Raw genomic sequence first — 13,334 nt, 5'->3', positions numbered from 1 at the left:
TTTGAATTATAGTACAGCTTCAATCGAGTCAATCATTTTTATAGGTATCGTTTTCGGAGCAAAGCGTTCTACCACATTTCCATCTTTATCAACTAAGAATTTAGTGAAATTCCATTTGATTGCATTTGATAATGTACCCGGTGCCTGTTTTTTTAAATATTCGAAAAGAGGATCGGCATTAGACCCGTTAACATCAATTATCTGATGCATTGGAAAGGTGACGCCGTATGTGGTTCGACAAACCTGAGCCGCATCACTAGCAGTGGCTACTTCTTGCTTGAATTGATTGGAAGGAAATCCTAGAATAACTAAACCTTGTGATTGATAGCGTTCATAAAGTTCTTCTAACTGCTCAAATTGTGGCGCTAATCCACATTTTGTGGCAGTATTGACGATAATCATTGGGTGTCCTTTGTATTTATCTAATGAATAAGTGGTTCCATTTTCTAAAGTGACTGTGAAATCATAGATGTTCATAAAAATCCCTCCTTATTAATAATTCCAAAAGCTCTAAACGTCCAACAAAATCACTTGTTTTCGTTTAGAGCTTGGTTTAAAACGATGTTTATTTATCAGTCATAATTTTTAGCGATTTTAGGTTCGAGTACAAAAAGATAAACATAAAAGAATAGTTTTGAACACTATAAATATAAAGTATGATCTACAGTGAACTTTATCTTAACGATTGACTCAACCTTTATGCTTCGACTTCTGACCATTCATCACGCTTTTCTAAAAATTCACGAGCTAATTCTTGAGCACCTTCTAGTGTATGACTTGCAGCCCAGCCACATTGTTTTTCATTACTTGCAGGTACTTCTGTTGCTTCGAGCACGTCTTTCATTGTTTTTTCTAAAACATCTAAAATATCTTCATAACTTTCGTGGTTTAAAACAGTTAGATAAAAACCAGTTTGGCAACCCATTGGAGACCAGTCAACGATATAGTCAGCATGATTACGAATTAATTCTGCAGTTAAATGTTCTAAAGAATGTAAACTTGGCATATCCATGTGTTCTTTATTTGGTTGTTTAAAACGGACATCATATTTAATGATGACGTCTCCGTGTTCACCTGTCTTTCGATCAGCTACTCTGATATATGGTGCTTTTACCTTCGTATGATCAAGGTTAAAACTTTCAACATTCATTTTCATGTCTTATTGCTCCTCACTATTGGTAATCGATTTTGTTTATAGAGATCAAATAAAGAGTAACTTGATTTCTACAAATAGGTAACATCCATTTAGATTCTATCACTTATTTCTTTCAAGGTGTAGCAATCTGAAATGTTTTTTGCTTTTCTTTCAGAGTTTAGCTTTCTTTTACTGATCCAAATGCTTGGTTTAAGTCATCCAATAAATCATCGACATATTCGATTCCTACAGAAAGGCGGATAAGTCCATCTTTAATACCTGCTTTTTCTCTTTTTTCTTTTGGAACAGAAGCATGAGTCATAACGGCGGGGAGTTCGACGAGACTTTCTACTCCCCCCAAACTTTCAGCTAAAATGAATAATTGAAGCGACTCAACAAAAGGAATTGCAGCTGGTTCATTTTTTAAAGTAAAAGAAACCATTCCGCTAAAACCACTCATCTGTGAACGTGCGATTTCATGATTTTGATGGGAAGACAAACCTGGATAAAAGACTTCTTCTACTTCGGGATGTTTGTTTAATAATTCTGCTACCGCAAACGCATTTTTTTGATGTTCTTCCATTCGGACACTTAATGTCTTGATTCCTCTTTGGAGTAACCAACTATCTTGGGGGCCTAATACTCCACCAATCGCATTTTGATAATAACCAATTGCGTTGGCTAATTCTTGATCGTTAGTAGTAACTAATCCTGCAACAACGTCACTATGGCCACCTAAATATTTTGTGCCACTGTGTAAAACGATGTCGGCCCCTAGTTCTAAAGGCTTTTGAAAGTAAGGAGTGGCAAAGGTGTTATCCACAATTGTAATCAACTGATGTTTCTTTGCCAGTTTGTTGCTTTTTTCAAGATCAGTGATTTTTAATAAAGGATTGCTAGGCGTTTCTAAATAAAGTGCTTTGGTGTTCGATTGAATCGCTTGTTCTACTTGAGACAAGTCACTTGTATCGACAATCGTATACTCTAAACCGTTCTTAGTAAGTACTTTATCAAATAAACGGAAAGTGCCACCATATACATCGTCACCAAGTAAAATATGATCTCCAGCTTGGAAAAGGGAGAAAACGGCATGAATACCAGCTAATCCAGAAGCAAATGCAAAGCCTTTTACTCCGCCTTCTAAATCAGCAATTAATTCTTCTAACGCAAAGCGTGTTGGATTACCAGAGCGAGAGTACTCATATTGTTTTGGATTTCCTACGCTATTTTGTCGATAAGTCGAGGTTTGATAGATGGGCACGCTGACAGCTCCTGTTGTCGGGTCTTCGCTAATGCCACCATGGATAAGTTTTGTTTGAATATGCATTGTCTATTCCTCCTAATTTTAAAAAGCTCAATTGAAATTTTACAGTAAAGTGCAGGTGAATGGCTTAGAGATAAATCGCTTTAGATAAGTAACGATCAGCAGTGTCTGGGAAAATAGTCACTACTGAACTTCCTGCAGGTAATCGTTGGACTTCGTGTAACGCAGCAGCAAAAGCAGCTCCGCTAGAACTACCAACTAATAAACCTTGATTTTTTGCTAGTTGTCTTGTATAAGCAAAGCCTTCTTGATCTGAAATTGTTTCAAATCCATCAATTGAAATGTCTGAAAGAAAAGGAGGGACAAACTCCACACCAATTCCTTCAATCTTGTGGCTATGGGATTTTCCCCCGTTTAAAATGGATCCTTCTGGTTCGACTCCAATTAATCGAATCAAAGAATTTTGTTCTTTCAAGTATCTAGCCACTCCAGAAAAAGTACCGCCACTCCCAATACCAGCGACAAAGCTAGTAATTTTTGTCCCAAGTTCCTTACTGATTTCTGGTCCTAATGTATGATAATAAGCTGCAGGGTTTTCTGGATTTTCAAACTGCATGGGTAGAAAACTGTGTTTGATTTCTTTTGCTAATTCCTTACTTTTTTTAATCGCACCGGTTATGCCTAGATCGCTTGGTGTATGGATAATGGTTGCTCCTAATGCTTTCATTATTTGTTGTTTTTCTAAACTGAACTGTTCTGGAACTACAAAAATTGTTTTTAGATGAAAGCTTAAAGCAGCTAAGGCTAATCCAATTCCAGTATTGCCAGCTGTTGGTTCAATAATTGTTGTATCTGCTGTTATTTTCCCTGTTTGCACCCCGTGTTTAATCAAATAATAACCCAAACGATCTTTGATGCTACCACCAGGATTTAAATACTCCAATTTCGCGTAAATGGCTGAATGTTCAGGCATTGGATAATCTTTATTGGTAAATTTAAAAACAGGTGTATGACCAATTATATCTGTGAGCGTTGTAATAACCATCATGACCTCCTAAAAAGTATAAAATAAAAAGGAACTGACTATTCAATCAGCTCCTTGGAAAAATCATTAAATAAGTATTGTACGAAAAAGAAGAGAAAAACAATACTGATTTATGAGGGGCTATTAATAGACATGACAAATCGTATGCTGCTTTTTTGCACCATACAACAACAAAGATTCATTTGTTTTCGTTTGCTGTTTGTCATGTGGAACCCCTCCTAAAAATAATTTCATTAAAAATAGCATGAAAAAAAGAGAAAGTCAAAGATGAAATCTTAAAAATAGATAATTTCCTAGTTTTCTAAGCGGTTGTCTGATACAATAAAGTTGATTATGATTAAGATAAGAAGGAGCAAAAATAATGATCTCAGCAAGTGATTTAAGAGCCGGTATGACATTTGTTCAAGACGGTAAATTAATTAAAGTTTTAGACGCAAGCCACCATAAACCTGGTAAAGGAAATACAGTGATGCGTATGAAATTAAAAGACGTTCGTTCAGGTGCTACTTACGATACAACTTTCAGACCAGAAGAAAAATTCGAAAAAGCCCATATTGACACAAAACCAGTACAATATTTGTATACAATGGACGATACAGCTTTCTTTATGGATTTGGAAACATATGAACAATATGAAATTCCAGTAGAATCAGTGGAAGAAGAAATGAAATACATTTTGGAAAACATGGAAGTGAAAATTCAGTTCTTTGGTAGTGAAGTGATTGGTGTCCAATTACCAACAACAGTTGTCTTACGTGTAGTGGAAACTCAACCTTCTATTAAAGGTGCGACAGTAACAGGATCTGGTAAACCTGCTACAATGGAAACAGGACTAGTAGTCAATGTTCCTGACTTCATCGAAACAGATGAATTACTTGAAATTAATACAGCAGAAGGTTCATACGTGAAACGTGCATCTAAATAATTTTTAAAAGAAAGACTTTTGAACAAGCTCATTAAAATGGGGTTTGATCAAAAGTCTTTTTTTATTATAGTTTTTGTTGGAAGCAAAAGAGAAATCAGTTGATCCATTACAAAAAAGAATGAAGAGTACGAAGGAGTAGTGTTTTTTACTTGCTATTTTAAACATTAAGTTTTAATATAGTTTTGAAAACTAGATGTAAAAGTCTTATAAACAGTTTATAATGGAATTAGTGGAACTAGTCAACAATGATTGGAGGAAATACAAAATGGAAGTGGAGTTTAGTCGGAAGTATCAGATTGTGAATGAAGTGTTGAATGCTGTCACTCATGGAATTGCCGCATTATTAAGTATTATTTGTTTTAATATGTTGATGCAACGAGCACATTCAACGCTCGATTATATTGCTTTTATTATTTATGGGAGTTCGTTGTTTTTGCTTTTTTTTACTTCTACGCTCTTTCATAGTCTAATTTTTACGAAAGCAAAAAAAGTATTTCAAATATTTGATCATTGCTCAATCTATTTATTGATTGCGGGAACCTATACACCTTTTTGTTTATTGATTGTGCAAGGACTTTCTGGTGTTTTATTGCTTAGTGTGATTTGGGCAACGGCTGTTATTGGGATCATTTATAAATGTTTGACATTATCCAAGGCCAGCCAAGTCTCTAAAGTGTCAACGATTATTTATAATGTTATGGGCTGGGGGATCGTGATTGTTTTACCTAAACTTTATGAGAATATCAATTTTACGGGATTGATACTTTTGGTTGCAGGTGGCTTAGCTTATTCTATTGGATCTGTTTTTTATAGTATGAAAAGTAAGAAATTTACTCATGTTATTTGGCATCTATTTGTCATGTTAGGTGCATCTTTAATGTTTTTAGCTGTGTATGTTGGTTATGTTTTATAACCAACTTGTCCTCATTTGATGAAAAAATTAAATTTATAAAAAATGAGAGAATTTGAGAATAACCTCAAATTCTCTTTTTTTATTTATGCAATATTTTGTATGAACAAGCATTTTTTTAATAAAAGTGAAGATATAGTAGACAATTTATAAGTTTTTGTTTAATATTATTCAAATAAAATTAAAATATTTATTAAAAATCTATTTGTTTTTGATAAAAATCATTTTTGAAAAGAGGTAATTCTAAATGTCAGAGTTAATGATCGGTGAAATTCCTGCAAGTTAATTAGTCAAGCAATATCAAAGCCCCCTTTATGTGTACGATGAGAAAAAATTGAAAGAAACGATAAAGGCATTTAAAGAAGGATTTCAATCCGATCATTTTAAGACAAAGGTATTATATGCTTCAAAAGCATTTCAAACAGTCGCAATGTTAAAGCTGATTCAATCTTATGGATTAGGTTTAGATGTTGTCAGTGGTGGTGAAATCTACACTGCTTTGAAAGCCGAATTTCCAGTAGAAACGATCTACTTTCATGGAAACAATAAAACGCCTGCTGAACTACGTTATGCTATCGAAAATGGAATAATTCACTTTGTGGTAGATAATCGGATGGAAGTGGAATTATTGTCAATTCTTAGTCAAGAATATGACAAAAAATTACACGTGATGATCCGTTTAAATGTGGGGATCGAAGCGCACACGCATGAATATATTGTAACAGCTCATGTTGATTCTAAGTTTGGGATGCTTTACGAAAGTGAAAACTGTCAACAAGCCATTCAAATCGTGCAAACGAGTGATCATTTAGTTTTGGAAGGATTTCATGCTCATATTGGTTCGCAAATTTTTGAAATGACGGCTTGGTTAGCTGAAATCGATAAATTAGTCGGTTATCTAAAAGAGTTTGATGAAGAACTTTCACTGAATCTCGGAGGCGGTTTTGGGATCCGTTACACCGAAAGTGATCGACCTTTACCAATTGAGGAAACGGTGAAAGAATTAGTTCGCTACACGGAAGAGGCACTACAAAAACAAGGGGTAACCATTCAGCAACTAATGATTGAGCCAGGAAGAAGTATGGTAGGAGAAGCAGGAACCACGCTTTACACGGTAGGCTTTATCAAGCAAACTCCTCATAAAAAATACTATTTTGTTGATGGTGGAATGACTGATAACATCCGTCCCGCACTATATCAGGCAACTTACCGATGTGATCTTGCAACAAAACTGACAGCAGCGAAAACAGAGAAAGTGACAGTAGCTGGAAAAATGTGTGAATCGGGCGATGTTGTGATCCAAGAAACTTTCTTGCCACCTGCTGAGCCAGGCGATATTTTAGCCGTTTATGCGACAGGAGCTTATGGATACTCTATGAGTAGCAATTATAATCGTGCTTTGACACCAGCAGTGGTTTTTGTCAACGGCGATACGTCTAGATTAGTTGTACGTCGACAAGAATATGCAGATTTGTTAAGAGGTGAAGTTCTATGATCATCCATAAATACAATGGCTGTGGCAATAACTTTATTGTACTGGATTATGAGGAAGAAACAGATTATAGCCAATTTGCCGAAAAATGGTGTGGAAAAGATCAGTTTGATACCGATGGATTGATTGCAGTCAAAACCCAGCCACTAGAAATGATCTATTATAACAAAGACGGAAGCCGTGCACCGATGTGTGGCAATGGTATTCGCTGTTTTGCTCGTTATGTGTGGGAAAAGAACATCGTGAAAAGTTTGCAATTCGATGTACAAACATTAGCGGGGACAATTTCTATCGAAATCTTAGAACAAGAGCCATTTTATTGTGTGGCTCAAATGGGTACGCCAGATTATTCTATCAAACGCTTAGCAGTGGCACAGACAAATTCAGATTCGATCGTTGATCAAACATTGATAATTGATGAGGAAGAAGTTCAGCTGACTTGTTTATTTATGGGAACCATCCATACGGTTGTCTTTGTAGAAGATGCACAGGCGCAATTAAAAAAAGACTTAGGAGAAAAGATTTGTCATCATCCGATGTTTAAAGAAAAAACAAATGTGAATTTTGTTCAGCTAATTAGTGAAACAGAAATGTTCGTTCGTACGTATGAACGCGGTGTTGGTTGGACACTTGCTTGTGGAACGGGTTGCTGTGCGGCTTATGTAGTTGCTAAAGATCACGGTTATTTATCAAAAGATGAAGTGACTGTTTATCTGGAACAAGGTGCATTAGTGATTACAGGGGACCAACAAATTCAGATGATGGGACCAGCTGTAGTGGAATGGTCAAAAGAATTGGAGGGATGAGCTATGTTGAAAGGTTCAATCGTAGCATTAGTTACACCAATGAATAAATTTGGTGAAATTGATTATGAGGGACTTGGAAAATTGATTGATTTTCACCTGTTAGAAAAAACAGATGGTTTATTAGTACTAGGAACAACCGGAGAAGGCTCTACTCTTTCAGATGAGGAAGAAGAGGAAATTTTACGATTTACGGTAAAAAAAGTCAATCAAAGAATTCCTGTCATTGCAGGTGCCGGATCCAATAATACGAAAAAAGCAATCGAAAAAGTAAAACGTTTTGCTGCACTTGGCGCAGATCAATTACTTGTGATCACGCCTTATTATAATAAAACGAGTGATGCGGGTCTATTGGCTCATTTTACAGCGATTGCGGACCAATCACCTTTACCTATTCTTTTATATAATGTGCCATCAAGAACAGGAATGACTATCCCAATCCCTATTCTTAAAAAATTAGCAAAACACCCACAAATCATCGGTATCAAAGAAGCTTCTGGGGATATTGCTTATGTAATGGAAGTCGGACGTCTGATAGAAGAATCATTTGTTCTATACAGTGGCAATGACGATACGATTTTACCTGTATTAAGTGTAGGAGGGATCGGTGTGATTAGTGTCTGGGCGAATATCCAACCTAAACGAGTCCATGATTTAGTAGAAGCTTTTGAGCAAGGAGAAATGAAAAAAGCCCAGCGTCTTCAACTGGAGGCATTACCATTAATCCATGCTTTATTTAGCGAAACAAACCCGATCCCAGTAAAAGCAGCGATGGATTTAATGGGGCTTCCTGCTGGGCCCTTACGTTTGCCGCTTGTTCCTTTAGCAGATGAAAAAAGAGCGCAACTTGCACAAATTTTGGATTAGAAAGGGCGGGATCGTTGATGAAAATTGGTGTGATAGGAAATGGAAAAATGGGGCAAAAAATCCAAGAGATCATTGGTAACTATGGGCATGAAGCTGTTCTTCTTGAAACGTCATTAAGAAGAGCTGCGACAGTCGCTTTTCCTGAAAAAGTAGAAGCGCTCCTTGATTTTTCTCATCCCAATAATCTAGAGAAGATACTTTCTTATAGCATTCAGCATCAACTTCCGATAGTTATCGGAACGACTGGCTATAGTGAAACACAATTACAAACCATTCAAGAAGCGGGGCAAACCATCCCAATCTTATACGGTACAAACTTTTCATTAGGTATCTTAGTGATGAACAAACTTGTAAAACAAGTAGCAAAAACACTGGGAAATTGGGAAATCGAATTGATTGAAAAACACCACGATCAAAAAAAAGATGCACCTTCTGGAACAGCAAAAACATTAATTGCCAGTCTGCAAGAAGCAAGAAAACTGACCCCGGTTTTTCAATGGGAAGATCAACCACGAACAACAGATAAAATTGGTGTACACAGCATACGGGCTGGTTCCATACCAGGAGAACATGAAGTGTTGTTTGCTACAACCAATGAAGTCTTATCTATTAAGCATGAATCCTTTTCCAATCAGATTTTTGCGGATGGCGCAATCAAAGCCACACTTTGGTTAAAAGATCAATCGGTAGGATTTTATCACCTAGAAGATATGGTGAACATTTAAAGGAGTGAAAAAGAGCATGGACGCACAAGAAATCATTCAATTTATTCAAAAAGCAGAGAAAAAAACACCAGTAAAAGTATATCTGAATGTCACTGAACCAATTGAATTTGAACATGGCAAAGTATTTGGGGAAGGAAAGAGCCAAATCGTTTTTGGTGATTATAATGAAATTGCGCCAATTCTACAAAAAGAATCAGAAAAAATCATTGATATTGAGATAGAAGTAGCGGCTAGAAATAGTGCGGTTCCTTTGCTTGATTTAAAAACAATGAATGCTCGAATCGAACCGGGTGCGATCATCCGGGATCAGGTATCCATTGGGGATCATGCGGTGATTATGATGGGCGCAATTGTTAATATTGGCGCTGTAATCGGAGAAAATACTATGATTGACATGGGGGCAATCTTAGGTGGTCGAGCAATGGTGGGAAAAAATTGTCACATTGGCGCAGGAGCAGTTTTAGCTGGTGTGATCGAACCAGCTTCGGCAAAGCCAGTAGTGGTAGAAGATGGTGTATTGGTTGGGGCAAATGCAGTCATCGTTGAAGGGGTCCATATTGGGGCAAATGCTGTAGTAGCTGCCGGAGCGGTAGTTCTTAGAAGATGTAGCAGCAGATACAGTCGTAGGGGGGACACCTGCACGTGTTTTAAAAATAAAAGACGATCAAACGAAAAAAAATACCGCACTAATTGCTGCACTACGCGAATTATAGAAAGGATGAAAAAGATGCGCGAAATAGATACCTGTATTGTGGGAGCGACTGGCCTAGTCGGACAAATGATGTTGAAAGTGTTAGAAGAGTATGACTTTCCAGTTGGACGATTGAAGCTTTTAGCTTCCAAACGTTCGGTTGGTAAGAAGTGTCTATTCAAAGACGAAGAATATACGGTGGAAGAATTAACAAAGACATCATTTGAAGGGTATGATTTAGCGCTTTTTTCAGCTGGAGCGGGAATTTCTCAGGAATTTGCTCCGATTGCAAAAGAACGAGGACTACTCGTTATTGACAATTCTTCAGCATGGAGAGAAGATCCGACTATTCCTTTGATCGTACCAGAAGTAAATCTCATTGACCATGAGATGGATCGATTAATTGCTAACCCTAATTGTTCAACGATTCAAGCTGTTTTACCTTTAAAAGCTTTGCAACAAACTTTTGGCATCAGTCGTGTTAATTACTCTACGTATCAGGCGGTTTCTGGATCTGGACAAAAGGGAATGGAAGATTTATGGGCGACGAGAAATGGGCAAGCGCCTACCCTTTATCCATATGATATTAGTCAAACAGTGATTCCAGAAATCGATGTAGCCTTAGAAAATGGGTATACCAAAGAAGAACAAAAAATGATGAATGAAACTAGAAAAATTTTGCATCTACCTGACTTGCCTGTTTCCGCCACCTGTGTCCGTGTGCCGATCGAAGTAGGGCATGGGGTATCGATAGCCGTACAGTTAGAAGAACCATTTTCAATTGATGCCATTCAACAATGTTTACAAGACTTCCCTGGAATACAAGTAGTAGACGATCTACCCACACATCGTTATCCAACAAGCGTGCTAGCCAAAGGGTGTGATGACGTATATGTTGGGCGAATTAGGCGTGATATGGCAGTGGAAAATGGGGTATTGCTTTATACTGTAGCGGATAATGTCCGTAAAGGTGCTGCGGCCAATGCCGTGCAAATAGCGACAGCTTTGCTCCCTCAATTAATGGAGGTAGCAAAATGAAAGTAGCAAAATTTGGTGGTTCTTCGATGTCTCATGAAGACCAATTTAGAAAAGTAAAATCTATCATTACTTCAGATTCAAAGAGAAAAGTAGTGGTTGTTTCTGCTTTAGGAAAACGAACCAAGAAAGATGATAAAGTAACAGACTTATTGTATTTGATTCATGCCTACCTTCAACATGGGGTTGATTGGACACCTTTGTGGGAAAAAATTTGTGAACGATTCATTCAGGTAAGAGATGTCTTAACATTAAATTTTCCAATCGAAAATGAATTACAACACATCCAAGAAAAGTTAAAAAAAGAAAAAGTTTCACAAGATTATTTAGTCAGTCGAGGCGAATACTTAACTGCTCAATTAATGGCAGAGTATATAGGCTATACGTTTGTGGATGCCAAAGAGTTGATTTTCTTTGATTATTCAGGAGAAGTTGATGAAAAAAGCACATCACTTGCTATCACAAATGCTTATCACGAAGGAAAACGATTAGTAGTTCCCGGCTTTTATGGTTCCAATCCAATGGGAAAAGAGAAACTATTAGGACGTGGTGGTAGTGATATCACTGGAGCGATTTTAGCAAAAATGTTACAAGCAGAATGTTATGAAAATTGGACGGATGTCTCTGGTATCATGATGGCAGATCCACGAATCATTGATTCGCCGAAAGTGATCGAGGAAATTTCTTTTAGAGAATTGCGAGAAATGGCCTATATGGGCGCAAATGTTCTACATGAAGCTGCTATTTTTCCTGTTCAAGAAGCAGGTATCCCTATCCAAATAAAAAATACCAATGAGCCAGAAGCCAAAGGGACGAAAATTTCAAATTATGAAACCGAAAAAGAAAATGGATTAACAGGCATTGCCGGAAAAAAAGATTTTCTTTCCATTACATTATTTAAACGGCATATGTCAGATGAGATTGGTTTTATTTGGAAGGCCATGAGTATTTTTGCTAATCATGGCATTTCCATCGAACACATTCCTTCAGGGATCGATAATATTGGTGTGGTGGTTTCTGCTGAGGCGATCGCAGAGAAACTTTTTTTGATTACTAAAGAATTAAAAGAAAAATTAGGAGTTGAAGAAGTCGAAGTTATTGAAGATTTGGCATTAATCTCAGTAGTCGGAGGGCCCCACAAAGAATTAATTGGCTTATCAGGAAAAGTATTGTCAATCTTGAATCAACTTGAAATTCGCACCTCCATTTTGTCGCAAGGAGCCCAAGAATTGAACTTGATTATCGGTGTCAAAAACACGGAATATGAAACAGTGGTACAAGGAATTTATGAGGGGATGGTGAATGCAAGTGCTAGCCAAACATCGCATGGCGTTACATCAAATTCCTGAAATAGGTTTTCACGAGTTTAAAACCAAAGCATATTTATACGAGCAAATCAAAGATAGTGGGGGAATCTTACACGAAATAGGAGAAACTGGATTGTTATTGTATTTTGACAATCAGCAAAAAGAGACCATTGCTTTTCGTACAGATATTGATGCGTTACCAATCAAAGAAGAAACGGCACTTCCTTTTGCATCCATTCATGATGGTTTTATGCATGCTTGTGGACATGATGGTCATATGGCCATGTTATTGGGGTTAACAGAGTATCTCTCTTTGAACAAAAAGGAGTTACCGTATAATGTTGTTTTGATTTTTCAGCCTTCAGAAGAAATTTCGGGCGGGGCGGAAAGTGTCATTCAAAGTGGTCTATTGGATCATTATCAAGTTCAAGCCATTTTTGGGTTTCATCTCTGGCCAGGTTTGCCAGAAGGAGAAATTTATTCACGACCAGGTGCGTTTATGGCACAAAGCAGTGAAACAGATATTATCATCAGTGGAAAATCAGCGCACATTGCATCTAGTGAGTCTGGTATTGATAGCATTGAAGGAGCAGTAGGATTTATGAAAGAAGTTTATGCCTTTGAACAAGCTCTGCCAAAAGAATGGTTACATCTAGTAAAATTTGGACAGATCAAAGGTGGAACGATTCGGAATGTACTAGCGAGTGAAGTCATTATCTCTGGAAGTATCAGGTCTTACAGCCAACAAATTCAAAATGAAATAAAAACACAATTATCAATTTTAGCAGAAAAATTTCAAAAAAAATCGAATGTGTCGATTCATTTCCGTTATAATGATGGATATCCAGCAGTCATCAATGATCCTCACTTATATTCAGCTTTAAAGCGCTCAGAAAAATTGCATGAACTTGAACAACCTGTTTTACAAGCAGAAGATTTTGGTATCTATACTCAGAAGTATCCTTGTGTTTTTTTCTTTTTAGGTATAGGGAATACACCCGCACTTCACGATGCACAATTTGATTTTAATATGTCTGTTTTAGAAAAAGGTGTTGCTTGGTACAAAACGATCCTTAATACGAACGGACTTGTGAGTATTTCACGGAAAAAGGATCAGTAACAAAGAAAGGGGAAA

General features: G+C 37.0%; 12 protein-coding genes and 2 pseudogenes. 10 read left to right on the top strand and 4 right to left on the bottom strand.

Annotation, left to right across the window (positions count from 1 at the left end):
* Positions 1-6: 6 nt before the first annotated feature.
* The 4 genes from EVI01_RS07545 to EVI01_RS07530 form a co-directional block, all read right to left on the bottom strand.
* Positions 7-477, bottom strand: coding sequence for a glutathione peroxidase (locus EVI01_RS07545; protein ID WP_010751915.1), 471 nt, complete (start codon positions 475-477; stop codon positions 7-9).
* Between the two features lie 220 nt (positions 478-697).
* Positions 698-1,156, bottom strand: coding sequence for an S-ribosylhomocysteine lyase (locus tag EVI01_RS07540; RefSeq protein ID WP_010751914.1), 459 nt, complete (start codon positions 1,154-1,156; stop codon positions 698-700).
* 157 nt (positions 1,157-1,313) lie between these two features.
* A complete protein-coding gene (locus tag EVI01_RS07535) occupies positions 1,314-2,462 on the bottom strand; it encodes a cystathionine gamma-synthase (protein ID WP_010751913.1) in 1,149 nt (382 codons plus the stop codon).
* 64 nt (positions 2,463-2,526) lie between these two features.
* The gene (locus tag EVI01_RS07530; RefSeq protein ID WP_010751912.1) at positions 2,527-3,444 is read right to left on the bottom strand and encodes a PLP-dependent cysteine synthase family protein; all 918 of its coding nucleotides are present in this window, start codon (positions 3,442-3,444) and stop codon (positions 2,527-2,529) included.
* Positions 3,445-3,805: 361 nt separating this feature from the next.
* On the opposite strand from EVI01_RS07530, the gene efp reads away from it, so the two are divergent.
* From efp to EVI01_RS07480, 10 genes and pseudogenes are all read left to right on the top strand, one after another.
* Positions 3,806-4,369, top strand: coding sequence for an elongation factor P (efp, locus tag EVI01_RS07525; RefSeq protein ID WP_010751911.1), 564 nt, complete (start codon positions 3,806-3,808; stop codon positions 4,367-4,369).
* A 265-nt stretch (positions 4,370-4,634) separates the two neighbouring features.
* Entirely contained in the window at positions 4,635-5,282 is a 648-nt protein-coding gene (trhA, locus tag EVI01_RS07520; protein ID WP_010751910.1) for a PAQR family membrane homeostasis protein TrhA, read from the top strand.
* 244 nt (positions 5,283-5,526) lie between these two features.
* A pseudogene (gene lysA, locus EVI01_RS07515) lies at positions 5,527-6,774 on the top strand (diaminopimelate decarboxylase).
* Positions 6,771-7,577, top strand: a complete 807-nt coding sequence (gene dapF / locus EVI01_RS07510) for a diaminopimelate epimerase (RefSeq protein ID WP_010751908.1) — start codon at positions 6,771-6,773, stop codon at positions 7,575-7,577. The pseudogene lysA and the gene dapF overlap by 4 nt, the downstream one beginning before the upstream one ends.
* Before the next feature lie 3 nt (positions 7,578-7,580).
* Positions 7,581-8,441, top strand: a complete 861-nt coding sequence (gene dapA / locus EVI01_RS07505; protein WP_010751907.1) for a 4-hydroxy-tetrahydrodipicolinate synthase — start codon at positions 7,581-7,583, stop codon at positions 8,439-8,441.
* A gap of 17 nt (positions 8,442-8,458) precedes the next feature.
* Positions 8,459-9,166, top strand: a complete 708-nt coding sequence (dapB, locus tag EVI01_RS07500) for a 4-hydroxy-tetrahydrodipicolinate reductase (protein ID WP_010751906.1) — start codon at positions 8,459-8,461, stop codon at positions 9,164-9,166.
* Between the two features lie 16 nt (positions 9,167-9,182).
* Positions 9,183-9,879, top strand: a pseudogene (gene dapD / locus EVI01_RS07495) (2,3,4,5-tetrahydropyridine-2,6-dicarboxylate N-acetyltransferase).
* Positions 9,880-9,893: 14 nt separating this feature from the next.
* Positions 9,894-10,895 (top strand): aspartate-semialdehyde dehydrogenase, encoded by a 1,002-nt coding sequence (locus EVI01_RS07490; protein ID WP_025480703.1) that lies wholly within the window; start codon positions 9,894-9,896, stop codon positions 10,893-10,895.
* Complete coding sequence (locus tag EVI01_RS07485; RefSeq protein WP_010751904.1) at positions 10,892-12,241, top strand: aspartate kinase; 1,350 nt, start codon at positions 10,892-10,894, stop codon at positions 12,239-12,241. Before EVI01_RS07490 ends, EVI01_RS07485 begins: the two co-directional genes overlap by 4 nt.
* The gene (locus tag EVI01_RS07480; RefSeq protein WP_025480702.1) at positions 12,201-13,319 is read left to right on the top strand and encodes a M20 metallopeptidase family protein; all 1,119 of its coding nucleotides are present in this window, start codon (positions 12,201-12,203) and stop codon (positions 13,317-13,319) included. Before EVI01_RS07485 ends, EVI01_RS07480 begins: the two co-directional genes overlap by 41 nt.
* The last annotated feature ends 15 nt before the right edge of the window (positions 13,320-13,334 follow it).

The organism is Enterococcus villorum, from assembly GCF_007990225.1.
Classification (GTDB): domain Bacteria; phylum Bacillota; class Bacilli; order Lactobacillales; family Enterococcaceae; genus Enterococcus_B; species Enterococcus_B villorum.
The sequence above is the reverse complement of the archived record's forward strand: the minus strand, read 5'-3'. Positions and strand labels throughout refer to the sequence as shown.

What these genes read in the sequence shown, in the direction of transcription:
- EVI01_RS07545 (WP_010751915.1), bottom strand. Translation starts at nt 477, where the DNA reads ATGAACATCTATGATTTCACAGTCACTTTAGAAAATGGAACCACTTAT.
- EVI01_RS07540 (WP_010751914.1), bottom strand. Translation starts at nt 1,156, where the DNA reads ATGAAAATGAATGTTGAAAGTTTTAACCTTGATCATACGAAGGTAAAA.
- EVI01_RS07535 (WP_010751913.1), bottom strand. Translation starts at nt 2,462, where the DNA reads ATGCATATTCAAACAAAACTTATCCATGGTGGCATTAGCGAAGACCCG.
- EVI01_RS07530 (WP_010751912.1), bottom strand. Translation starts at nt 3,444, where the DNA reads ATGGTTATTACAACGCTCACAGATATAATTGGTCATACACCTGTTTTT.
- efp (WP_010751911.1), top strand. Translation starts at nt 3,806, where the DNA reads ATGATCTCAGCAAGTGATTTAAGAGCCGGTATGACATTTGTTCAAGAC.
- trhA (WP_010751910.1), top strand. Translation starts at nt 4,635, where the DNA reads ATGGAAGTGGAGTTTAGTCGGAAGTATCAGATTGTGAATGAAGTGTTG.
- dapF (WP_010751908.1), top strand. Translation starts at nt 6,771, where the DNA reads ATGATCATCCATAAATACAATGGCTGTGGCAATAACTTTATTGTACTG.
- dapA (WP_010751907.1), top strand. Translation starts at nt 7,581, where the DNA reads ATGTTGAAAGGTTCAATCGTAGCATTAGTTACACCAATGAATAAATTT.
- dapB (WP_010751906.1), top strand. Translation starts at nt 8,459, where the DNA reads ATGAAAATTGGTGTGATAGGAAATGGAAAAATGGGGCAAAAAATCCAA.
- EVI01_RS07490 (WP_025480703.1), top strand. Translation starts at nt 9,894, where the DNA reads ATGCGCGAAATAGATACCTGTATTGTGGGAGCGACTGGCCTAGTCGGA.
- EVI01_RS07485 (WP_010751904.1), top strand. Translation starts at nt 10,892, where the DNA reads ATGAAAGTAGCAAAATTTGGTGGTTCTTCGATGTCTCATGAAGACCAA.